Origin of the sequence: Halovalidus salilacus (assembly GCF_031852275.1) — an archaeon.
GTDB classification, from domain to species: Archaea; Halobacteriota; Halobacteria; order Halobacteriales; family Natrialbaceae; genus Halovalidus; species Halovalidus salilacus.
Map to the genome: position 1 here is coordinate 3049354 of NZ_CP134700.1, position 21739 is coordinate 3071092.

Consider the following 21739-nt stretch of genomic DNA (forward strand, 5'->3'; position numbering starts at 1 on the left):
TGTAAGAATATTAGTGGCATTTGCGCGACAGGCGTAAAAGATCATGTGAAATCCATCAAATTTTGGGAATCCTTTTATATTAGGATGTGGGATCACAGTCCGTGCGAATGAGGAACACACAGATCAATACAGACGACTGTTCAACGACTCTGACTACGTCCGCTACCGCCGAATGGGCGCCTGATTCCGAAAACACACCCCTGTACGCGGTCGTGTCTGCCGTTGCCGAGGCAGAAGAAGTTGATCCCGTTGATCTGCCGCCGCTCTACAACGCGATCGATCTGGAAGCGCTGAACACACTATTTACGTCTGAGTCTGGAACTGTCTCTCGTGTGGAGTTCGAGTATGCAGGATACTCTGTCGTTGTCCGCGGCGAGGGAAGCGTCGAAGTCTGTTCGGCCAACGTTTAGTCAGGTTTCTCGGGGAAGGGTTGCTCTGGTTTGACCACCGTCGCGAGAACGTACTCAGTGGTGCAATAGGAAAAATCAGCCGTCTTCGCGCCAGCGGTGACCGCGCTTGATACACCGCTCCACCCGTGCGACGAGGTCCACCTCATGGTCGGAATTGAGTACTGATGCTGGTGGTATTGAGATGCCTCGCTCGCACTCTCCGACGTCAATGGATCGAGAGTCCAACCGAATTGAAAGGATTCTCGCGGCGATTCCTTCTCTTGCAAACCACCGAAACCTCCGATTTCGACCCGCTCACCTCCTAAATCGAAATCAATCCTTATAAAAACCCGGTTAATTGCCCACGAGGCAATTCCGATTGCCAGGATTCACTCAGCATCGATCGGCAACGCTCACAGCCACGACCATCACTTACTGGCCGGATGGGAGTACCAGAACTAACGGGGAAATCCGTGTATTCCAGCCGAAAATGATGGCGAATGCTTCAACTGATCAAGCGAGAAAGAATAGAAGAGGCGACTGCGAGAGCGTTAGAGTTTATCGAGGTTTGCTTGGACGTCCTCATCCGGCGGGTGAACGTATCGGAGCGTCGATTCAATACGCTTGTGCCGGAGTTGTTGTCTGACTTCTTCGAGATTATTGGAGATCGTCGCGTAGTACGTTCCTAGCGAGTGACGCAGCGAGTACCACGAAATATCCCGACCGCTGATATCGATTCCAGCCTCCTCCATCAGGGTTCGCAGATTCCGACCGAGCGGCCCGGACGTGTACGGATTACCTTCACGGGTCAACCAAATGTGGTCCGTATCGTCGTACGCTGGGTCCGCGTCTCGCTGTCGGAACCAACGTTCAAGCGCGTCGGCGGTTCGCGACGTGATCGGGTTCTTCCAGTGCGAATCGTTCTTCACTGCGTCTTCCTTCGGGATTTCAAGCCGCTCTTCGGACAGGTTGACCCAGTTGACTTTCGCCGTCTCGACTTCGATCGGGCGGAGCGCAGTATCGAGAGAGACGTAGATGAGGCTCGGGAACTTCCAACACGTGTTCACGGTTTCCCAGTCGGCTTTCGTCACTTCGGATTTCGGTTTCCCGAGCCGTTGTGCGAGTTCGCCGCGAATCCGGTCGCGTTCTTCGGGCGTGCAGTTCTTGTACTGCTTCACGGTCTTGTACTCCAGGACCTGCTCTCGAAGAAGTTTCCGCTCTTCGAGCGTAACCGGGTCAGCCATCGGTCTGTCTGGCGTTTCACCGTCGAAAAGCGTGTGCGGCCGCCACGGTTCGCCGCCGCGTTGATCTGCCAGCCAGCGCTTGTACGCGAACAGGGCGCACGCGTGTTTCCGCTTCGTTGACTCAGCGTACGGCTTTCCGGAATCTTTCGTGATTTCGTCGTCTTCGAGCTGTTCGATGTACCAGTCTGTGAGTGCGTTCGGGATTTGAAGCGTGTAGCTCCCGTTCTGCTGCCACAGCAGCGGGAAAGCCTTCCCGAGGCGTTGCAAATTGTTCTCGGCAGTGCTTCGGTCATACCCGGTCGGGTTACGCTTCGTCGGTTCGATGCCGCGCGTCACCATCCATTGAAGGAACCTGTCCATCTCGCCGAAAAACTCGACGGTTCGTCGTTGTCCAAACACCTCTTGGTACGTGTTCTGGAGGACGCGCTTCGCAGAGAAGTCATCTCCGGCGACTGTACGATCTTCCATACCTCACGGGTTGGTCTACGTACAAAAGCTCGCTCAGGATGGACAACATGTCGTCATACGCAAAATGTTAAATACGGTCGCGTCATCGACCGGTGGTTCGAGCCGAGGGTTTATCCGTATCTACCCTTATTCAGGTTTGCTATGAGATCTTCAGACGCGCTCAAAGCGTTCCTCGACCGCGAAGGCGGGTACGAGATTTGCACGGCGTTACTTCCCGAGAGGCAAACCCGTCAAGACCTGCTCGAACTGATCGCCGTCTCACCTCGCACGATCGACCGGCGATTGACCGAAGCCCAAGACCTCTCGCTCATTCAGCGAGAACCAACGACCGGGACCGAACTCCTGTTCTCCCTTAACCAGGACGAATTACCCGACGAACACCTCGTGATTTGTAAAGCGATTCTCGACCACCACGCCGCGACTGACACTCACTCAGAAACGCTAGACCCGGCTGAAATCGACCTGCATCGTTCCAACCTCAATCGAGGCCGAGGCGAAGAAACGCACAGCGAACCCCGCCTCGTTCACGCCAACGTCGCCGGCGGAGCCAGCACGTTCATTCGCCGGTGAATCGGTGGTTGGTGCAGAATCCTCACTACATTCGATCACAATTCCGTTCCATCTCCTGAGAAGGGTGCTCCAGCTATTCACACTACTGGGAGGAGTCGAAACACTGTTTCTCCTGCCCCGTCAGCGAACTCGTAATGGATGCGTAGCGTCGAGTCGTTTCCGAATGCGAGTGACACCATCGAATCGTCCGGGATTGCGGATTGGATGTTGACGAGCTTATCGAGTGGGTATTCGACGATGACTTCTTCAGTCGGTGGAGACATCACTTGTCCCGTTCCAAATTCCAATTGTAGCGAGTCAGTGTCACCGGCGGCAGACACGTAACTGACTTGCGCATCGTGATGGAAGCCGAACGTCATGTGCGATGTGATGTCGTCGGCTAATTCCACCGCAGGATTCAACGCATCACCCTGTACCACCACTTCGACCGACCAATCCGACGGTTGATCGTCCCACACCTCCGGAACAGACTCAGGGAGTACAAGCGAGTCCGTATACGACAGGCCCGCTGAACTAACCGAGACGCGTTGAGCATCAGGATCGATGGTGACGGAGGGCGTTGCATCGGCATCTAAGTGCCGTATGAGCCTGGAGATCCGTTTCAGATTGAGTGCGACGCCGTCCAGTGATCCTCGAAACGCTTCGAATGCATCCGTCGCCAGTGATACATCGACCCACCCTACAAGCGATGTATCCGTCCCGTGAATCTGGAGCGAGTCGTTTGTAATCTCAACGTGCACTTCATCCTCAAACGCTCTCGCCGGGTCGATAACGCTCGTGAGGGTTTCCGTGCGGAGTTTGCCTCTCATTGCGCTCCCCGTGTTACTCTGACGCTACCGCGATCGTTCACGCTCGGTCGATCCGGCGATGACTGTGGAACCCCTGATTCCCCTGGTCGTTCGAGTTCGATCGTCATCGTTCGGTCGCCCCGGTCCGAGTGAACGTCGCTTCGACGACGCTGATCAACACGTCATAGTACGGTACGTCGAGACGAAGGCCGTACTCCGGGCCGACCGCCCGATTCATCAGCGCGTGCATGTTGTAGAAGAGCGTCGCGACGTTCAACAGGAACAAACGGAGCGTTGGTGACGCGCTTTCCGTTTGCGACGCGAACTCGTGTTTGAGTTGTCGGAAGAACGTTTCGATGCTCCATCGCTTCAGATACGTCTCGTAGATGTCGCTCAGGTCCACGTCTTCGGGAGTGAGATCGGTGAGAAATGCCATGTGGGGGTGCCCACCGTTTTGCTCCCGAAGCCACTCCGGGACCGAGTGAACGTACACGTTCGGATTCGGAGTCACATCGGAGAACGGTACGCCTTTATAGAACTCCGATTCACCAATCGGCGTTTCGTTGATCACCGAGGCTACTGCACCTTTCTTCGGGATTTTCGCTTGAATCACCCAGTTTCGTTTCGCAACGGCGCGGCACAGTCGGACCGCATCGCCATCGAAGAACTCCCGATCGATGTGGACGCGACCGACACCGCCTTCACGGGCAGCGACACGAAGCATCCGCCTGAATTGACCCGTCCGTTGACTCTTATCCGGCGCTAAGTCAACGCCGAGCGCGAACCGCGCGTCGAGATCCATCACGGCGAGCGCCGTGAAGCACCACCCTTTCCCGGTGTCGCACTCTTCCGGGTTCTCGATGAGCATCATCTCTTCATTGCCAGGGCCACCGTCTCCGCCCCACGTGATCCACGTCGGATCGAGCGCGTAGTCGTACGCACGGTCAAAGAACCCCAGAGTTGACGCGAACCGGATGAACCGTCGATTCACCTCCGTGAACATCCGACGAATCTCGTCTAAAGTCAACTCCTTGATCAAGCGACTGATCTGACTCGCAGTCGGGATTTCTCGCTCGTCGTAGTACCACGCAGCTGTCGGTCGTGCGGAGTTCGGCCCGTTCATCAATGCGCCCTGCGCGATCGCCGCGATGATTCGCTCCACAGAATGGAACTCTCCTCCATCCCTGCCGAACGAAATCGGTTCCAGCACTTCTTCGAATACTCGCTCCACCCACCCAATCATTTCCGCTCTGTGAGTCGCTGACGCGACCGTTCGCTCGTCGATCACCGGATCGATATCGAGTCCATGTCTCTGTCGCACTTTCAGGTACAGCGAGCCCGACGCAGACAATCGCATCGACTGCCTGCGTCGCCGCCGACTCAATCACGCCTCGCATCCCAGCCTCTTCGAGCGACTTGCTGACGCGCCAGAACGTCGATTGATCGGGAACGGATTCGTAGCCGAGGCTCGCGGCGAGCCCGTCCCTGTCGTCGATATGATCGGTGAGTGCTTGCCAGGACCGCATTTTCCACGCGTCGTACAGCAGCATCGCTTTCACGTGCTGCTCAGCAACCGGGAATGACTCAACAGTCACTCCTTTTGCTTCGAGCGACGGTTCGGCAAGTTCCAGCACCGACTCATTGAACACGACTTCACACGACTCGCGCCCCGTCGTCGCACCGGGACCACCACTTTCCTGTCGTCGCTCCTGATTTGCTTGAGCGAATTGAACGGTGAGGTGCGCGCGACGCGATAATTCGGCTTCGTCTTCCACCGGATGTTCAATCGAGATGTCCTCTCCGCGTCGCCCAACTACCCCGTACTCGCTATTCTCCACATCCAGACGATGCGTGATATCAACGCTGTACTCTCCATCACCGTCGTATCGACTCAAACTCGTACTGAGCGAGTCCGAGTGCTCCACTGTTATTCTCGACCCTGCTCGATTTGACATTATCCTAAAATATCGGTTGGACAGGCATAAATCCTTACCCGCCCCTTCATTCTACTTTTCTTTGCAAAAACCACGGTAGATTCAAGACTACCACTCGAACCCCACACAAACAGTTATGTGTCTCGAAGAAGCATCACCGAACCAATCTGGTAGCGATTCCCGGAGAAACGCACGAATTACAGGGATAGAACGCCGATTCACCCACCTCTGCTAATCGGCACGCAAACGTTTTGATTCACGTGTGAATCCACGTCACTCACCGAACCAGGAACTCCTCGATATCACCTCAAACGCGACGAATTCCGTAGGAAGCAGCCTTGTCACTCCCGAATCAAAATACCACTAGGTTTCCAGAAAACTAAGCCGATAGACCGGTGATACTGCCTTCTCAACCAATTCTTTCCCCTCGAATGCTTGGTCGCTGCCGACTTTCGCTGGTTGTACGACCCTGCTCGGGAATACGATGAATAGCCGCATTGCTTTCATCGTGCAGAACGCCCACGCTGACACGATTACTGTTCGACTCGATATCGTTGATACTGAAAGATGACCTACGAATACGGTTCGATCAGCCCGGCAGTAGCGCTGCCCGTAACCTTGAGATTATCATCGGGCTGAGGGCCGTCACAAGGAAACCGTCTATCGTAACCGTGATGCAAGAGTATTCGCGTGTTGACTTTAGAATCGCTAATTCGTTTTGCAGAAGCGAGCGCTCGCATCCGCCTATCAGATACAATCGATACAGAGGACGCCGAGCGAGTAATCGAAATCGTTCGTGGAACCCTGCAGGATATTGGAGTGGACCCTGAAACCAGGGAATTTGATGCGGATGTCGTTGAAACCGGCGTTAGTGAGCGTCTTAGTGAGAAGATGTTCGGAGACCGGTTGAAAGACCTAATCACTACCATTGAGGCAAGAAACACCGAGGGCGCGCCAGAAGAGCGAGTTGTCGAAAGAGGCACTCAGGAGTTCAATGCCAAGTCTTCGAAGATCACGGAGGAGATTCAACAGTTGAAGACAAAAGGTGAGGTCTACGAACCCGTCACTGACAGACTCCGAACGACGCAATAGGTGTTGTGACGCGCCATCCGTGAAAAGCACGCGCCAAGAAAGTCAATCCGGGCACCACACTCCGCAATTTCTACCGTCTACTCCGCGAACTTCAGACGGAGTGAGTCACTGTTGCTGTTTCGTTCAAGGATTTGCTTCTCGATGAGTCGGTCAATAGCCTCTGAAACGGCTTGCTGGTTATCATCTGAAAGAGTCCGTACGTTCGAGAGAACAGCGTCTTGAATCGCCCCTGCATCGTGCAGGCCGTCCTCAATCGCTCCCAGAATGAAGTACTCAACTTCGAATTCGGTTGCGAACGTACTGATATGCGTCGTGAACGGTGTTGGTAGGCCAGAGAGTGACTGAACCGCGGTTTCGATGGCGAACAACGGGTGCGACCGATCGCGGATCTGCCGTGCCTCAGTCGAACCCGTGTTGAACGGGCGCTGTTCCTCAATCTCTTCGATGATTGTGTCGTACGTCAGGCCGCGTTGCGCGTAGATCCGCATGTCCTCGATGTCCCGTCGTCTCCCACTTCCTAAGTCACCACCGGAGACAGCTTTCAACAGGAACATGTCCTCGTCAGCGAGCACGTACGCCGTCACGTGCGAACCGGTCCAGAACCCGTCTGATCGGTCATGCATCCGGTCTGTGATCCACACCTTTCCGACGACTTGCCGTTCAAACAGGTCAACGAGGAAACCCCGATTCGGGTGACGGAGCTCGACTGTTTTCCCCACGCTGTCGAACGATTCGGTTGGCTCGCCGATCACATCGAACCCGTGTTGTTGCAGCGCGTGGTGGGCGTGTTCGAATTCGGTGGTGACGGCAAGCGCGAGATCGATATCTTCGGTTTGGTCTTTCAGTCCGTGGATCGTCATCGCTGACCCGCCCAACAAGTACACGTCAACTGGCTCTGACAGCCACTCGTCAAACTCTGCGAGAAACTCCTTGATCGCTTCACCGCCACTAAACACGACCATATCAGGCGACCCCGTACTGTTCTTTCAACGCGGCGTATTCCCGAGCGCTCGGGACAGTGATGCCTACCTCGTCAGTCGTGGCGAAGTCACCCTCAATCAGTTGGTAGACCCGTTCAATTAGCGGCTCGATCCCGTACCACGCTGCGGTCTCACGTAGCTCGGCTTGGGAGATCTGCTCCTGTTCGATGAGCAGCATCGCGTAACTCACTCGCCGTGAGCCCGCCTCCAGAGCGAGTGTGTGGCAAACGATATCCGCCGGGCTCAGCCGGTCGTCTGGCGCGTACCAGAATGCCGGTTCGCCCGCAAGGAAGAATTGCAGGTCGTACTCATGGAACGCTGCTAACCCGGTCATGTCCCACTCGGAAGCGCGTTGGAGTGTGTCTGTGTCTTCTCGGGTTTGCACCTGGATGAGCGCGCGTTTCGGGTCACACCATTCAATGGTCGCACTTGGCGCGAGCTTTCGAACGCGTGTTCGGTGCTCGTGCGTCACGACTTCCTGCGCGAAGTCACGCAACGGCTGGAGATCATCAGCAAGGGCGTAGTCTGGCCCGGAGGGCGCTAACATCGCTCGGTTCTTGAGTGGTGACAAGGCTTTGTGAACGGCTTGTCGCGTGATCCCTAACCGGTCAGCGATTACCGTAACGCGGCGGGGTTCATCGAGGTACCAGCAGACGCGGATCGTTGCTGGTGAGAGGAGGACTGGCCAGTCCACGTGGCCGAGTTTCGAGTTGAGGTGACGGTACGCTTCAACCACTGGACCATCAGTTGGACGTACGACTCGCTGATTACGATGACGTCGAGACTCATCTACCAACCCGGCTTTGAGGAATTCGTCAAGCACGCGGTAGACTTGCTTCTGGCTGTGCCCGGTTTCTGCTGCCAGGTCCTTCACGGTTGCTTCCCGCTGAGAACACAGTACATCAAGAATTTCGAGAGCAGCGTTCGAAAGCATCTTAGTAAACTATATTGTCCGAACAGCTAAAAGAGTTCCGACAAACTGGTTTACAGTCCGATTTGGGCGTTCGATCGCCCTGCTCGAACAGCCGGTGTTGGTCCACAAGCCACTCCACATCGTGGTACGTCACGTCATCAACGATGTCGAATTCCAACGGCAGCGGTCCACGGGCCCGGTTCGTGTAGCAAAGGTTAATCTCAATGCACGGCCCGTGGTCATTGAAACAATCGAACCCGTCATCGCCGGGATAGACAACACTGAACCGCCGGATTCGAAATCCGAAGTGCTTGCACACGTCGTTGACAACTACTGCATCACAGAACGGCGTGTGCACCCACATTTCCCCGCCGGCGTACGCGTTCGCTTTGACGCACCACACCTCGTGGATTCAGAACCTGGCGAAGGTGCAACGTTCTCGTTCACGCTATCCAATCCATAGTACAGGCCAACTACTGAGCATCTCTTGGATGAGTATACGAGCCTTCCTTAGCGAGGATCCACTTCGTTTGTAGTTCGTTATCTGCTGCATCCTCTGGGAAAAATATGCACTCGTCAGCTTCTCCTGAGTTCTCGACTAAGACGTGTCTCAGGTCAGCTTAGCTGCAAAACCTCCCTTAAAAAGGCTTTTTCAGGCATACGATCCATGCTACGCGTGTGGACGCCTTCAGAAGATAAAAATCACACATTGGTCAATTATATATCTCAAAAGTAACAATAATAGTTCTCTCAACCGGTCGATATGCCGTGTAGCGAACGGATGGTTCACCAATTACGGAGTGAAACAAACGAAGACACTGTGCTGAACTCCTCCTCTTTCCTCAGCACGCCACCTCTGACAGTACTGAGGCAGTTCGGTGGGCAACGCGAAACGAATCCGCGCGGAGCGCAACGGATCGTTCAGCGACTCACGTCGCTGCCTTACCTGGTTCCCCTACTGAATACCTTGAGCACCGGGCTAGCCGCTCACCGCTCGGTCAACAACTCATCTAGTGTCGAGTCACTCGCTGCCGTGCTCTCGGCGTCCTCCGGGTCTCCCCACGTTTCGACCGGGCGTAATTCCTCCGGCACACTCGACTGCGACGGTTCCCGCTGCCGCTCCACAACGCTCTCATCGCCGTTCACACCGCTCGCCTCGTCTTCACCGCGATCGCCTTGATCCGCAGCAGGTCGCCCGCCGCGACTGAACGAGTCGAGCGGGAACGCGTACGCGTACGCGCGGTATTCCTTGTAGAACGTCGCGCGTCGCGTGATCCCAAACGCGTCGCTCACGGGCGCCCGGTCGGACCCGCGAGCTAACGCGCGACGCACTAACTCGTCTTCCGCGCGTTGCAACAGTAACGCCGGATCACTCGGGACGTGCCCGCGCGCCGACGTCTTGATCTGCGCCGGGAACCCCCAGGCCCGCGTCACAGCGTCTTGGTCAACGAGTTGCTCGTCGCGCTCCTCAACGAGCCTGTCAAGCCCCATTAACACCCAGAGACGCTCGCGAACTGCCGATTCAGAGAGCAGTACCTTGACTCGCGTGAAAATCTCGCTGAACGACGCTGGCCCGATCTCGTCGAGCACTTGTAAGAGCAGGAAGTCGTGCGGCAACAACACGTCCAGGTCCGCTCGCAGCAACGGCACCGGCGCGTCACTCGGCGCCGGCCGGTGATGAATCCAGCTGTGGCACAATCGGCACGCCACCGACAAGTTCGACGGGTCGTGCTCCTCGTCATCGTCCACGTCACGACGCAAGTGATGCACGTGCAGGTTCGCCGCGCCTTCCGGCGGCCCCTCGTCCCCGCACATTTGACACTGATCCCCACACTCGTACAGCATCGACGCGCGCGTCACTGGATCCACCGTCTCGTACCCGCGCGACCACTGCGTCACGACGACACCACCTCGACGTCACGACGCTCGATGTTCAACCACGATACAACTCGCGTCCACGTACCTCGTTTCATCTTGAATCTCGAATCGGTAAGCCCTGATCGATCACCGGTACGACGCCGATCTCCCTGGAGTATCACTTCATAAACCGCGCCTCCGTTCGCACGCCGCACCCCACCGCGGTCACGACCGACGCGACGCTCAAACACGCGTTCCCGACCAAGTCGTGGACCGCGCACCCACCGACCTGAAAACGAACTCGCCGAGTCAATCATGGATCGTCGGAGTGAGCGATTTCAAATCGTAATCTGACTTACTACAGTACCGTTCCGTCAACACGCCGAGCGCGCGCGTCCGGCGAATATCCGCGACGTTATGCAGCACGACGTCAACGACCCGCCCGGCTTCCCACGCCGCAACAGCTTTCACGCTCTCATCGAACGGGTCCAACGCGTTCAACGCCCCGTCAGTCAACGTCGAGTACACCCCGACGAGATCCGACCGGTCCTCCCCGTCAACCGTCGTGTTGAACCGCCGATCCACCACTGGGAGTAAATCCGCGTACGGTAACTCGCGGAACGGCCACGCAACGTCCAACACCGCTAACCGCGTCCGAAGGAACGGTAAGTCAAACCCACCGCGCCACCGCTCACCGTTAAACGCAACCAACAGCACGTCCTCTCCGTGTAACCGCTCCGCTGCGAACACCCCGACCGCCTCCAACAACTCCGCCTCAGACGCGTGCAGCGACACGATCACGTGCGTCCCCGCCTGCTCCCGCACCGCCGCCTCCACGTCACCGACACGCGACCCGCACGGCGGCACGCGAGCAAACACTCGACACCCGAGCGGCAACGCGAACCCGACAACCGTTACCTCATCATCCACCGCGAACCCCGTCGTTTCCAAATCAAGCGCCACTAACTCCAACCCCATCACTCACCACCCCGAGCCCGCACACCACCACGCTCCCCCGTCGACCCCCGCGACACCTCGCGGCCCGACACGCGATCATCACTCGCCGGCCTGATCCGCAGTTCACCGAACCCGAACCGCGAATGCGACCCGACCCGTAACACGCCGTTCCGCGCCGTCCCAACCGGGTCATTACCAGCGTACCCGACGATTTGTCCATGGTCAACCGTCTCCAACCCGTACACCTCACCATCAACCACTAACCGCTCCGCACGCCGACGCAACCCGTCACCACCTGCATCGACACGACTCCTACTGGTCACCCCATTCAGCGTCGACGCGTCCACGTCCCACCACCACGGGACCGACTGCGCGTCCGCCTCGGGGAACTCACTCCGCAGCACGAACGGCGACACGAGCTCGATAACGTGGTCGTCCGCCTTCTCGACGCGATCGTACCGTACCTCGTCCAGATCAATCACTTGCGAATCCACCACCGACAACACGCCGAACCCGTAATTCCGCGCCCCACCAACCTGCACACCATCCAACGCCTCCTCAGAAACCGGGATCACATCACGCGAACCCGGCTCAGCGTGCAAGTAACACTGCACGTACCACTGTACCGACCGTTTCGACGTCCGCATCTCCGGCGGCCGACCGAACCACAGCTTCGACCCGAACGCTACCCGCCCACCGTACTCTTGAACCGGGTGCGCGTTATGCGCATCCCGCGGCCGCGACGACTTCAACCACCGCTGCGCCGCATCACGGAACAAGAACAAATCATCGTACCGCTCGACCGGCGGTAACGAGGACCCGACCTTCCCCAGCGACCCAGACCACGAATGCCACGCCGGCGCCTCCCCGTACTCACCAGGGAAAAACACGCCGTGACTCACGTGAAGCGCTCGCCGCGTCGCCGCGTCAACACGCGACGCGATCGCCCGGTACAACGCGTTCCCCGGCACGTAATACGGATGCCCAGCGTAATCCGCCTCCAAGCGGAACAAGACTTGCTGCACCCGCGTCACGCCACCCACCTCGCGCTCCGCGTCCAGAACTCAACGAGCGGCCATGAACACCTAGACCTCGCCGGAACAACCAGGGCTGACCGAGACCGAAACACACCCCGTTTCCAGTGCCCCGGCCCGCACAGCCACTCACACCGCACTCTACCCGCATCTCGACCCGCGCCACTCACACGAACCTGCCCCGCAACCCCGAACCGCAGTCCACCACGCCCGACACACACCCCGTTTCCAGTGCCCCAGGACGCACAGGCTGCCACGCCGCCACAACCAGCAGTCACCACGCTACCGCCACGCGGGAACCAACCCTGGCTCTGCATCATCACGCCCACCTCTGCCACTGACTACGCTCACCATCACCGTTCACCCCGAACCGCGCAACGAACTCCTCGATGAACTGTAACGCCACCGACCACGACCGCAACCGCCGTAACTGCGCATCCAACACCATCCACGCCCGCTCCCCGTCCGTCTCGAACGGGTGCATCGGTAACCGCGACCACACGTCCGCGAACGACCGCGCCGGCCCCGCACCGAGGGGCGCCGCCGGCCCCAATGGCTCACCCGTCACCTCGAGCGTCACGACCGGCGACCACAACACCGTTCGATGCGGTACAACCACGTCACTCCCAAGCGCCGCCTCCACGTCCGCGTTCACTGCCGCCGCTTCACCCGGCTTAGCAACCAAGTACAACTCGTCGAACCCGAACCCAGCCCGGTAATTATCCAGCAACGCCGCCGTCAACAACACGTGGAACTTCAACGACGAGAACGGGAAGAACACCGACTCGTTGAACATCGACGCCACATCACTTGTCAACCACGCTGCGTGCAGCCGCTCCGCATCTTCCGGCGTCACTAACTCACGGAACTCGTCGTTCGTAGTCTCGAGCCGCCGTGAATCACCAGCCTCCGCACCAGTCAACAGCGACAACCGGTATGGAGACACGTGATTCGACACCGTCTGCTCCGGCTCACCCGACGGGCGACTCAACAACGCCGCGTCCCGATCCGCACCCAACGGTACATCCTCGTTCACCCGCACACCTAGGAACTCATCACTCGCCGCATCATGCCGCCGCCCACGCAATTTATGCACGTCGTGCCGATACACCGTCGTCATCACATCTACGTCACTCTCACTACCAACATCCTCCACTCCCGCGTCACCAGCTTCGCTCACCATCACGACTCACCCCCAGACGCACTACTATCACGACGATCCACGGCCGCGCGCAACTCACCATCCGCGTCACTCACCCGGTCCTGCAACGCGCGAACGAACTCCTCACGGTACACGTCACGCCACTCCGCATCCTTCTCCCGCATCGCCGACGTCGCCTTCTGCGCCCGATTATACACGCGGCGGATCTCCGCATCCGAATACAACGGGTTCACCACCTGCACGTCCGCAATCCCCGCACCGAAATTCCGCGCACCCCCGAGTTGAAACTCGAACGAATCACTGTTCGCATCCAAGAACGACACCGCCTCCACCAGTAACCCGACGAACTCCGGCTTCAACTCACGCAACGACAACAACCACGTCCCCTCCAAATTCCCAACGACATCACGCGTCGCATGCCGCAACGGCTGCCCACCATCCGACTCGTTTCGTGACCGTACCTGCGTGTGCAGTTGGCGGTAGTGAGCCTCAGCTTCGCCGCGCAACACGTCCACCTGCCGACGCACCGGCGAAAACCGGATCGGCCGTCTAAGCAAGACACCCGGCCGCGCACCGAACCCACCGAACAACTCGAACACCACGCACCCAGCATCATCACCAGCCTCCACGCACGCCCCCTTCTCATGATACCCGCTATCGAGATCACGACCGTACACGTCCTCAAGCATGTAATCCGCGTTCGGCTCACCCGGGTGACACGCCGTCATGCCCGCAATCTGCAGCACGCGCTCGCAGCCGTGACGCAGCCACCCAGAGAGCGCGAACGGCGAAATCTGCCCATCAATCTGATTCTGCGGGTCGTCAGCCTCGTACCGATCAGCCGACGCGTGGTGGCGATCGGTTACTACACCGTCGCCCGGTGCCAAGAGGTCCACCTCGAGACCAACGTACACGTCCGGGAACGTCGACTCTTCCAGCTCAGGCAAGTCGAACTCACCGTCCAAGTGCCCCGTCGCGAACCCCTCGTCAGGCGTCACGCCGAATCACCCTCCTCGTCACCACCCCGTCCCCACTGCTCAACCGCTGGCCGCAGAGCAGTCGCCGGCTCCACGAGCTCGTTCAACCCCGCAACCGCCTCGTCCACATCACCATCCGTACCGTCATTATTAACAGCCGCCCTGATCTCCTCTGCAGCGGGAGTTTGCAGTTCCCGCCACTCCTCGAGCGAGTACGCCTCCACCGCACACGCCGGACTCACCACCACCAGTTCAGGGTCCAGCAGCACCGGCCACGACGCCTGTTCAGCCGCGTCCGTCACCATCCCCACGCGCCCGCGAACAACCAATTCGCGTACCCCACGCGTCCACAAGTTCGGGATCTCATTCTCATATTCCTTACAAAAAATTGATCCGATCTCGAAACCCGGCTCCGAAACCGGGCGGAAGGCGTACGCTATGACTGGTTCGCCCTCCCGGAGTTCAGTGCCGCAGACCTGACAAATCGCGGCCCCTTCCCCGAAACCGACACAGTCTATTTGATTTATATCTTTAATGATCGATTTATCGGTGAGTTTTTCGTCCGTTGAGTTTGAATTGTCCATGGGTTCTCGAATCCTTGGAGAATCCGGTCCGGATGTGCTGGCATCCGGGCTTTTCTGATCTCTAGCCTGTTGACCAGTTCCCCTAACAGGTGTTACTGTATGCAGTAACATAAAGATTACTGTGAGTAGTAATGTTACTGTGTGCAGTATCCGACCAGCTTCGGGGAGTAAGAACTAATTTAGCGAATCGTGCTCAAACCGAGATATGGCTGATAATCAGTATCGGGGCCTCCTCACGGAAAGGGAACGTGAGATCTTGAGAGGAGAGGCAGATGTGTCTGATAATTATCGATACAGAGTGGTAAGCCGGATACGTACTAAGATAGAAAATGTAGACGAAGATGTGGACATATTAGCTGAAAATCATGAGGACCTGCTTGAGGAATTGCGTGAGGTCGTTTGCAAGAATTAAATTGTGATCTTAGTTCACGTCATTTAGGCCAGCTGGAATTTTCGCGGGTACCAGTAATGATTCACGGGATCTAGTTTTGACTTAGGTTCGATGACTGGCGTCTTATCCGCTAGAACTCCGAGACTTCGGAGTTGGCTCACTGTGTTCGAGATAAATTGACTGTGAACGATCTGTTTGAGATACTCAGGGTCTTCGTAAATTTCGTTCCCTCGACCTTGTTCGACGAGATAGGGGACGTTTTGGTCGTCCGAACTGCTGTAGACTAAATTTAAGAACGTGTTCGGGTAGTTGTCGATCAGTGTTTTGCATACTTGGCCGTGTTTAGACGCCGCTCAGTTGACGTCTCGACCGGGATTATGTGGCGTTGAGCGAGGAAGCTGCGAGTATGCCGTCTCAACTCGCCCGCTTCACCGACCGATGCATCGATTTGTCCCAGAACGCTGTTATCGGTAAGCCAGCGCCGGCGATCAAGAAAGGTGACGGCGGCTACGCTGACTGGGTGATTGTCTCGATCCACTGCCTCCGTGAGTACCTGAACCAGCCCTACCGCCGGTTGCTCGACATTCTGCACGAGATGCCCGGGATCGCCGCGAAACTCGGACTTTCTGTGGATCAGCTGCCGGATTTCACGACCGTCTGTACGCGGAAACAAGATCTCAAAATGCGGATCTGGCGGGTGTAACTGCGGCTGTCTATCTCACTGCACGGCCTCGGCGACGTTCAGGCGATCGACGCAACCGGCTTCAAACGCCATCAAGCCAGCCGTCACTACGTCCTCCGTGTCGGGTACAACTTTGACGACATCAAGACGACCACGCTCGTCGATTGCGATGTTGGTGACGAGCGCGGCGAGCACCACTCATGTGCTGTTACCGGCCATTGAGTCGCGCCCTTTCGGCTACAAGCAAGTCGCGTCGTTCTCAGCGTACCAGAATGGCGACGCCGAGTGCGGCGAGCGCGATTCCGGCCGTGTCGGACGCCGAGAGCGACTCGTCGAGCACTAGTGCACCAAGGATTGCGGCCACGACGAAGTACAGCCCCGTAATCGTCGTGGTCGTTCCGACGTCGCCGGTTTCGAGGCTTCGGTAGTACGCCAGCGCGCCGAGGCCTGATGCGGCCCCACCAGCGAGACTGTAGCCGAGCCCCCAGCGAGTGGGGTCGAGTTCTCCGCCTGTCAGCGCGACGTAACCCGCGATAACGAACGCCGCCGTCGCGTACGTAATCAAAAGTACCATCTGAGTGGTCGCGCCGCGAAGCGCGAGTTTCACGAACACGGCCCACAGCGCCCACGCGACCATTCCCGCGAAGGCATATTTGAGACTCGCCAGGTGTATCGGCATGTACTCTCGATGAATCTGCGGTGGAACCGTGAAAAAGAGTGTGGGAGTCCAGGTCGCAGGTATTAAACCGTGATATGTGCGTGGGAATCTTGACCCTCGCGTCCGAACTCCCACGGAATACAAATGGCCGACCGGACGACCGATAGCGGAGGCGTCCCTCGATGAGTGAATACGACCGTGTCGCTGCCTGTCAGTTCGAACCGGTAGTCGGCGGCGTCGACCGGAACCTTGAGTCGATGGCACGGCTCCTCGATTCCTGTTCGGGGGTTGACCTCGCGGTCTTCCCGGAACTGTGCGTGACCGGCTACGCACTTGACGTGGCTCGAGAGCGCGCGACAGAGGTACCCGGTTTGCTGACGACTCGCCTCGCCGCCCTCGCGGCCGAGCACGAGACGGCGCTCGTCGCTGGCGTGCCCGAACGGGCCGACGACGGCCTATACAACTCGCTCGTGCTCGTTGATGGCGACGGCGTCCAGGCGGTCTACCGGAAACAGTATCCCTGGGGTGACGAGACGGACGTGTTCCGCGAGGCTACGGACCCGGTCGTCGCCGAGACTCCGCTTGGCAGAGTCGGCTTTCTCGTCTGTTACGACCTCAACTTCCCGGAAGCGGCGCTGGCGTACGCTCGCGAGGACTGTGACGTACTCGTGGTGAGTGCTGCCTGGCGCGAATCGTATTGCGCTGACTGGGAACTACTCTTGCGCGCTCGTGCGCTCGACGGGGCCTGCTATACTGTCGGCGTCAATCACGTCGGCGACCAGCGTGGCCGCCAGCACGCGGGGAACAGCCTCGTCGCCAACCCACGAGGAGCAGTCGTCTCGCGAGCGGACCCCGGTCAGGTAGAGACGATCGTGACGGCTCGCGTTCACCGGGAGAGCATCGACCACGGCCGACGGTTGAACCCGGTCCACGATACGCGGACGGAGCGAGCGAACGAGCGATGACCGACGAGGGCGACGCCGACGTCGAGTAGCCATCAGTTAGCGACTCGACAGTTCGACGATTTCGTGCGGTGATGGGTATCTGTGGCCGGGGTGAGTTACGGCGGATGGGCGCCAACTGCGACAACGAGTCGATTCGGGCGCTCACGCCATCGTACAACGAGATGGTCGACGAGTGGGAAACGGCGTTCGAGACGACGTCGAAGATCTCGGTGTATAAAACTTGTACATATCCGTCAGGAGCATTACCCGCGCAAGCGTCCTCTCGACTGTCAATGAGTGTCGGTGACGAACAGTCGCGACCGGAGCGGACGGGCGGTCTCCCTGATCTCGACGGGCGCGTCGAGGGAGAGGTGGATGGCCGCGAGCGGACTCGGAAGCTCTACGCGACGGACGCGAGTATCTACGAGGTCGAACCGGCGGGAGTCGTCGCACCAGCGACTCGCGAGGACGTTCGCGAAGTTGTCACCTACGCCCGCGAACGCGGGACGAGCATCGTTGCCCGGGGGGCCGGGAGCAGTCTCACTGGCAACGCCGTCGGCGAGGGCATCATCGTCGACTGCTCGCGCTTTCTGGACGACGTCCTCGCGGTCGACCCCGACGCACGGACGGCGACGGTCCAGCCCGGCGTCGTCCTCGATGAGTTGAACGACCACCTCGCACAGTACAACCTCTACTTCCCGCCGGACCCGAGCACATCAGGTACCTGTACTATCGGCGGGATGGTCGCCAACGACGCCGCCGGTCCCCACTCGGTCCGTCACGGGACGACCCGGGACAACATTCGGTCGGTCGAGTGTGTCCTCGCTGACGGGAGCGTCGCGACTTTCTCCCGGAGAACCGGCGACGACGTCACCCAGGCGCGCGACACGGACGGTCTCCTCGGGGAGATCTACGACACCGTCCTCGACGTCCGGCACAAACTGGCCGACGAAATCGACGCCCGTTACCCGGACGTCGAGCGCAACTCCAGCGGCTACGACCTGCAGTCGGCGGCCGCGCCCGACGGATCGTGGGTCGACCTCACGAAACTAGTCGTCGGCAGCGAGGGGACGCTTGCGTTCATCACTGAGGTCACGCTCGAACTATCCGAGCGACCCGAGACCCGGGCTGCTGCGCTATGTTTCTATGAGGATGTTGTCGGGGCGGCGGCCGCCGTTGACCCCGCCCTCGACGCGGACCCGAGCGCAGTCGAACTCATTGACGACGAGGTGCTCGGATTCGCGCGCGAAGCGTGGGGGCTCGACCTCGTCCCCGAGGACGCGGGCGCGGCGCTCCTCCTTGAAGTCGAAACGACGGTAGCCAACCAGCGGGCCGACATCGAGGCGACCGTCGGTGCTGCCCGAACGGACGCGTTCCTCGGTTCAGAACTGGCCGTCGCCGAGGACGACCAGGACCGCCTCTGGAAGGTCAGGAAGTCGTCGAACCCGCTTTTGAACCGCCGTCCGGGCGACGAACAGGCGCTGTCGTTCATCGAAGATGCCGCGATTCCCCCGGAAAACCTGCCGGAATATCTGCGTCGGGTGCGGGAGGTGTTGATGGACCACGATCTGAACGCGAGCGTCTTCGGCCACGCCGGCCAGGGCGTGTTGCACGTCAAGCCGTTCTTGAACCTGAAGACGGAGCGCGACCGCGAGCGCCTTCGGTTGGTCTCAGAAGCCGTCCACGACGTCGTCGTCGAGGTCGGCGGCTGTGTCTCCGGCGAACACGGCGACGGCCGGCTCCGGTCTGCGTACCTCGAATCCATGTATGGGCCAGATGTATACGACGCATTCCGGCGAGTCAAACGGGCGTTCGACCCTGACGACGTGTTCAACCCGGCAAAAATCGTCCCCGCCAGCGACGGGCGACTCGCCGATGTCGACGAGTCCCTCCGATACGACGACTACGACCCCCGAGCGGTCGAGACCGCGCTCGATTTCTCGGCCGAAGAGGGGTTCGTCTCGCTAATCGAGCAGTGTAACGGCTGTTCGAAGTGCCGGACAACGGAGGGTGGCGTGATGTGTCCCTCCTACCGGGGTGCTGAAACCGAAATCACGAGCACGCGCGGACGGGCGAACGCGCTCCGGCAGGCCATCGACGGCGGTCTCGGCGAGGATGCCCTGACGAGTGACTGGTTCCAGGAGGACGTCCTGGACCTGTGTCTCTCCTGTAAGGCCTGCGAGACGGAGTGTCCCACGGGCGTCGACATGGCGAAACTCAAGACTGAGGCGAAACACCGGAAACACCAGCGAGATGGGATTCCACTTCGGTCGCGCCTGTTCGGTAACGTCCGGACGCTCAACCGTCTCGGGAGCGCGCTCGCGCCGGTCGCCAACCGTCTCACGGCGTTCGGTCCCGGGCGGGTGTTCGCCGAGAAGGTGCTCGGAATCGACCGCAGACGCACGATACCGACCTTTGCTGCGGAGTCGTTCCCCCAGTGGTTCGAGTCGCGCTCGCCGGCCGAATCGGCCGGCGAGCGCGGCCCAGTCGTCCTCTACCCGGACTGCTACATGGCGTACAACCACCCCGAGGTGGGGAAAGCCGCTGTTCGCGTACTCGAATCGCTCGGGTATGCAGTCTCCGTCCCCGACATAAATTGCTGTGGTCGCCCGGCGCTCTCACAGGGTATGGTCGTACACGCCCGAGAGAACGCCGCCGCGAACGTCGACGCCCTCTCCGAGTTCGCGGCCGTAGACGTCCCGGTCGTCACGGTCGAGCCTTCCTGTGCCTCGGCGCTCGCTGAGTACGACGACCTCCTCTCGGACCCGGGCGGTCTCCCCGACGTCTCCGCGACAGTCGCGTCATTCCTCTATGAGCGCGTCGTCGCGGGTAACCTGGAACTGCCCGAGAGCGACACGGCCGAGACGGTCGCGTTCCACGGTCACTGTCACTCCACGGCAAAGGGGTGGGACCACGCACCGGTCGCACTGCTCAGACTAGCCGGTTACGAGGTCGAACCCGTCGACTCGACGTGTTGCGGGATGGCCGGTTCGTTCGGGTACGAGATCGAACACTACGACCTCTCGATGGCTATCGGTGATGACCTCGAAGCGAGACTCGACGCCACGGACGTCGACCGCGTGGCCGTGAGCGGAGCCTCCTGTAGCCAGCAACTTATTGACCGCGCCGTCGAGACCGACCATCCGATGGAACTGCTCGAGGAGGTGCTCGCATGAGCGAACGCCATCCTCACGGCGACCCCGCCACGCTCCCCGAAGGAGCCATCGACTGCCACGTGCACACTTCCCCCGACCTCGTCGACCGTTACGAGTCGGACCTGCAACTCGCTTACGAAGCCCAACGGGCCAACATGGCGGGCATCCTCGTCAAGAGTCACGTCGTTCCGACGGCAGGCCGGGTCGATCTCGTCAACGAGGCGCTCGGTGAGGATATGCTGTACGGCGGCATCGCCCTCAACGGCAGCGTCGGCGGGTTGAACCTCGACGCGGCCGAGACGGCGCTCGAACTGGGCGCGCGAGTCGTCTGGCTCCCGACCGCCTGGAGTTCGAATCACGCCGCACAGGCCCGCGCAGCCGGAGAAGACCGGTTCGTCGGCCAGCGCATACCACCCGCCGAGGAGGACATCCCCGTCGCCCGCGGCGGCGAGGTGACGCCCGATACGCGGGCGGTCGTGGAACTTGTCGGCGAATACGATGCGACGCTGGGGACGGGCCACGCCAGTCCCATAGAGATCGAGGCGGTGGTCGACGCCTGCGCCGACGCGGGCGTGCGCTGTCTGGTCAACCATCCATTCTTTCGCGTCGTTGACCTCTCGCTTGACAGGCAGACGACTCTCGCCGAGCGCGGGGCCATTATGGAGTACTGCGCTTACTCCGTCCGCAGTACCGACGGCCACACCGTCTCTCGCGTTGCAGACGCCGTCGAGCGGATCGGTCCTGACCAGTGTCTGCTCGCCACAGACTTCGGGCAGGCCGAGAACCCACCCGTGCCGGGACTGGCAGCGTTCGCTGACGCCGTCCGAGAGGCCGGCATCCCGGCAGCAGACGTCGAGACGATGCTGACCGAGACGCCAGCACGAGTGCTCGGACTGGGGTAGGATTTCGCTCCCGCGAGTTCGAAGAGACATTTAAACGGTTGAGATGTTTCACTGAAGC

21 protein-coding genes and 1 pseudogene are annotated in these 21739 nt (G+C 59.4%); 8 read left to right on the forward strand and 14 right to left on the reverse strand.

Going from position 1 to position 21739, the window contains the following annotated elements; all coding sequences use genetic code 11:
* The first annotated feature begins 107 nt into the window (after nucleotides 1-107).
* The gene (locus RJT68_RS15040; RefSeq protein WP_407037361.1) at nucleotides 108-410 is read left to right on the forward strand and encodes a HalOD1 output domain-containing protein; all 303 of its coding nucleotides are present in this window, start codon (nucleotides 108-110) and stop codon (nucleotides 408-410) included.
* Between the two features lie 530 nt (nucleotides 411-940).
* Here the strand turns inward: RJT68_RS15040 and RJT68_RS15045 are convergent.
* On the reverse strand, nucleotides 941-2101 hold the full coding sequence (locus tag RJT68_RS15045; protein ID WP_407037362.1) for a tyrosine-type recombinase/integrase: 1161 nt from the start codon (nucleotides 2099-2101) through the stop codon (nucleotides 941-943).
* Between the two features lie 141 nt (nucleotides 2102-2242).
* Here RJT68_RS15045 and RJT68_RS15050 point away from each other — a divergent pair, with 141 nt between their 5' ends.
* Nucleotides 2243-2671: a hypothetical protein gene (locus RJT68_RS15050; RefSeq protein ID WP_407037363.1), complete on the forward strand. Its 429-nt coding sequence runs from the start codon at nucleotides 2243-2245 to the stop codon at nucleotides 2669-2671.
* A 77-nt stretch (nucleotides 2672-2748) separates the two neighbouring features.
* Here the strand turns inward: RJT68_RS15050 and RJT68_RS15055 are convergent, their stop codons facing one another.
* From RJT68_RS15055 to RJT68_RS15065, 3 genes are all read right to left on the reverse strand, one after another.
* Nucleotides 2749-3480 (reverse strand): hypothetical protein, encoded by a 732-nt coding sequence (locus tag RJT68_RS15055; protein ID WP_407037364.1) that lies wholly within the window; start codon nucleotides 3478-3480, stop codon nucleotides 2749-2751.
* Between the two features lie 103 nt (nucleotides 3481-3583).
* Nucleotides 3584-4450 carry a transposase gene (locus tag RJT68_RS15060; RefSeq protein ID WP_407037365.1) on the reverse strand — a complete coding sequence of 289 codons (867 nt, stop codon included), beginning with the start codon at nucleotides 4448-4450 and terminating at the stop codon, nucleotides 3584-3586.
* Nucleotides 4404-5414, reverse strand: a complete 1011-nt coding sequence (locus tag RJT68_RS15065) for a hypothetical protein (RefSeq protein WP_407037366.1) — start codon at nucleotides 5412-5414, stop codon at nucleotides 4404-4406. Before RJT68_RS15065 ends, RJT68_RS15060 begins: the two co-directional genes overlap by 47 nt.
* Nucleotides 5415-6083: 669 nt before the next feature.
* Here RJT68_RS15065 and RJT68_RS15070 point away from each other — a divergent pair.
* The gene (locus RJT68_RS15070) at nucleotides 6084-6485 is read left to right on the forward strand and encodes a hypothetical protein (RefSeq protein ID WP_407037367.1); all 402 of its coding nucleotides are present in this window, start codon (nucleotides 6084-6086) and stop codon (nucleotides 6483-6485) included.
* Between the two features lie 77 nt (nucleotides 6486-6562).
* Here RJT68_RS15070 and RJT68_RS15075 read toward each other — a convergent pair whose 3' ends face one another.
* The 9 genes from RJT68_RS15075 to RJT68_RS15110 form a co-directional block, all read right to left on the reverse strand.
* A complete protein-coding gene (locus RJT68_RS15075) occupies nucleotides 6563-7447 on the reverse strand; it encodes a hypothetical protein (RefSeq protein WP_407037368.1) in 885 nt (294 codons plus the stop codon).
* 1 nt (nucleotide 7448) lies between these two features.
* Nucleotides 7449-8399, reverse strand: a complete 951-nt coding sequence (locus tag RJT68_RS15080) for an ArsR family transcriptional regulator (RefSeq protein WP_407037369.1) — start codon at nucleotides 8397-8399, stop codon at nucleotides 7449-7451.
* 452 nt (nucleotides 8400-8851) lie between these two features.
* A complete protein-coding gene (locus RJT68_RS21130) occupies nucleotides 8852-8992 on the reverse strand; it encodes a DUF7511 domain-containing protein (RefSeq protein WP_455196261.1) in 141 nt (46 codons plus the stop codon).
* Between the two features lie 373 nt (nucleotides 8993-9365).
* The gene (locus RJT68_RS15085; protein WP_407037370.1) at nucleotides 9366-10277 is read right to left on the reverse strand and encodes an HNH endonuclease; all 912 of its coding nucleotides are present in this window, start codon (nucleotides 10275-10277) and stop codon (nucleotides 9366-9368) included.
* 267 nt (nucleotides 10278-10544) lie between these two features.
* Entirely contained in the window at nucleotides 10545-11213 is a 669-nt protein-coding gene (locus RJT68_RS15090) for a hypothetical protein (protein ID WP_407037371.1), read from the reverse strand.
* Nucleotides 11213-12226 carry a hypothetical protein gene (locus RJT68_RS15095; RefSeq protein ID WP_407037372.1) on the reverse strand — a complete coding sequence of 338 codons (1014 nt, stop codon included), beginning with the start codon at nucleotides 12224-12226 and terminating at the stop codon, nucleotides 11213-11215. Before RJT68_RS15095 ends, RJT68_RS15090 begins: the two co-directional genes overlap by 1 nt.
* 319 nt (nucleotides 12227-12545) lie before the next feature.
* Nucleotides 12546-13409 carry a hypothetical protein gene (locus RJT68_RS15100; RefSeq protein ID WP_407037373.1) on the reverse strand — a complete coding sequence of 288 codons (864 nt, stop codon included), beginning with the start codon at nucleotides 13407-13409 and terminating at the stop codon, nucleotides 12546-12548.
* A complete protein-coding gene (locus RJT68_RS15105; protein ID WP_407037374.1) occupies nucleotides 13409-14386 on the reverse strand; it encodes a hypothetical protein in 978 nt (325 codons plus the stop codon). The genes RJT68_RS15100 and RJT68_RS15105 overlap by 1 nt, the downstream gene beginning before the upstream one ends.
* Nucleotides 14383-14949, reverse strand: coding sequence for a hypothetical protein (locus RJT68_RS15110; RefSeq protein WP_407037375.1), 567 nt, complete (start codon nucleotides 14947-14949; stop codon nucleotides 14383-14385). Before RJT68_RS15110 ends, RJT68_RS15105 begins: the two co-directional genes overlap by 4 nt.
* Before the next feature lie 205 nt (nucleotides 14950-15154).
* Here RJT68_RS15110 and RJT68_RS15115 point away from each other — a divergent pair, with 205 nt between their 5' ends.
* Complete coding sequence (locus RJT68_RS15115; protein WP_407037376.1) at nucleotides 15155-15361, forward strand: hypothetical protein; 207 nt, start codon at nucleotides 15155-15157, stop codon at nucleotides 15359-15361.
* A 385-nt stretch (nucleotides 15362-15746) separates the two neighbouring features.
* Nucleotides 15747-16193: pseudogene (locus RJT68_RS15120) on the forward strand (IS5/IS1182 family transposase); the annotation flags it as partial.
* Nucleotides 16194-16281: 88 nt separating this feature from the next.
* Here the strand turns inward: RJT68_RS15120 and RJT68_RS15125 are convergent.
* A complete protein-coding gene (locus RJT68_RS15125) occupies nucleotides 16282-16701 on the reverse strand; it encodes an EamA family transporter (protein ID WP_407037377.1) in 420 nt (139 codons plus the stop codon).
* Nucleotides 16702-16862: 161 nt separating this feature from the next.
* Here RJT68_RS15125 and RJT68_RS15130 point away from each other — a divergent pair, with 161 nt between their 5' ends.
* The 3 genes from RJT68_RS15130 to RJT68_RS15140 all read left to right on the forward strand — a co-directional run bounded on the left by RJT68_RS15130 (nucleotide 16863) and on the right by RJT68_RS15140 (nucleotide 21681).
* Entirely contained in the window at nucleotides 16863-17645 is a 783-nt protein-coding gene (locus RJT68_RS15130; RefSeq protein WP_407037378.1) for a carbon-nitrogen hydrolase family protein, read from the forward strand.
* 104 nt (nucleotides 17646-17749) lie between these two features.
* Nucleotides 17750-20800, forward strand: a complete 3051-nt coding sequence (locus tag RJT68_RS15135; RefSeq protein WP_407037379.1) for an FAD-binding and (Fe-S)-binding domain-containing protein — start codon at nucleotides 17750-17752, stop codon at nucleotides 20798-20800.
* Entirely contained in the window at nucleotides 20797-21681 is an 885-nt protein-coding gene (locus tag RJT68_RS15140) for a DUF6282 family protein (protein WP_407037380.1), read from the forward strand. Before RJT68_RS15135 ends, RJT68_RS15140 begins: the two co-directional genes overlap by 4 nt.
* The last annotated feature ends 58 nt before the right edge of the window (nucleotides 21682-21739 follow it).

What these genes read in the sequence shown, in the direction of transcription:
- RJT68_RS15050 (WP_407037363.1), top strand. Translation starts at nt 2,243, where the DNA reads ATGAGATCTTCAGACGCGCTCAAAGCGTTCCTCGACCGCGAAGGCGGG.
- RJT68_RS15040 (WP_407037361.1), top strand. Translation starts at nt 108, where the DNA reads ATGAGGAACACACAGATCAATACAGACGACTGTTCAACGACTCTGACT.
- RJT68_RS15075 (WP_407037368.1), bottom strand. Translation starts at nt 7,447, where the DNA reads ATGGTCGTGTTTAGTGGCGGTGAAGCGATCAAGGAGTTTCTCGCAGAG.
- RJT68_RS15130 (WP_407037378.1), top strand. Translation starts at nt 16,863, where the DNA reads ATGAGTGAATACGACCGTGTCGCTGCCTGTCAGTTCGAACCGGTAGTC.
- RJT68_RS15115 (WP_407037376.1), top strand. Translation starts at nt 15,155, where the DNA reads ATGGCTGATAATCAGTATCGGGGCCTCCTCACGGAAAGGGAACGTGAG.
- RJT68_RS15110 (WP_407037375.1), bottom strand. Translation starts at nt 14,949, where the DNA reads ATGGACAATTCAAACTCAACGGACGAAAAACTCACCGATAAATCGATC.
- RJT68_RS15045 (WP_407037362.1), bottom strand. Translation starts at nt 2,101, where the DNA reads ATGGAAGATCGTACAGTCGCCGGAGATGACTTCTCTGCGAAGCGCGTC.
- RJT68_RS15055 (WP_407037364.1), bottom strand. Translation starts at nt 3,480, where the DNA reads ATGAGAGGCAAACTCCGCACGGAAACCCTCACGAGCGTTATCGACCCG.
- RJT68_RS15100 (WP_407037373.1), bottom strand. Translation starts at nt 13,409, where the DNA reads ATGGTGAGCGAAGCTGGTGACGCGGGAGTGGAGGATGTTGGTAGTGAG.
- RJT68_RS15080 (WP_407037369.1), bottom strand. Translation starts at nt 8,399, where the DNA reads ATGCTTTCGAACGCTGCTCTCGAAATTCTTGATGTACTGTGTTCTCAG.
- RJT68_RS15125 (WP_407037377.1), bottom strand. Translation starts at nt 16,701, where the DNA reads ATGCCGATACACCTGGCGAGTCTCAAATATGCCTTCGCGGGAATGGTC.
- RJT68_RS15140 (WP_407037380.1), top strand. Translation starts at nt 20,797, where the DNA reads ATGAGCGAACGCCATCCTCACGGCGACCCCGCCACGCTCCCCGAAGGA.
- RJT68_RS15135 (WP_407037379.1), top strand. Translation starts at nt 17,750, where the DNA reads ATGGGCGCCAACTGCGACAACGAGTCGATTCGGGCGCTCACGCCATCG.
- RJT68_RS15090 (WP_407037371.1), bottom strand. Translation starts at nt 11,213, where the DNA reads ATGGGGTTGGAGTTAGTGGCGCTTGATTTGGAAACGACGGGGTTCGCG.
- RJT68_RS15065 (WP_407037366.1), bottom strand. Translation starts at nt 5,414, where the DNA reads ATGTCAAATCGAGCAGGGTCGAGAATAACAGTGGAGCACTCGGACTCG.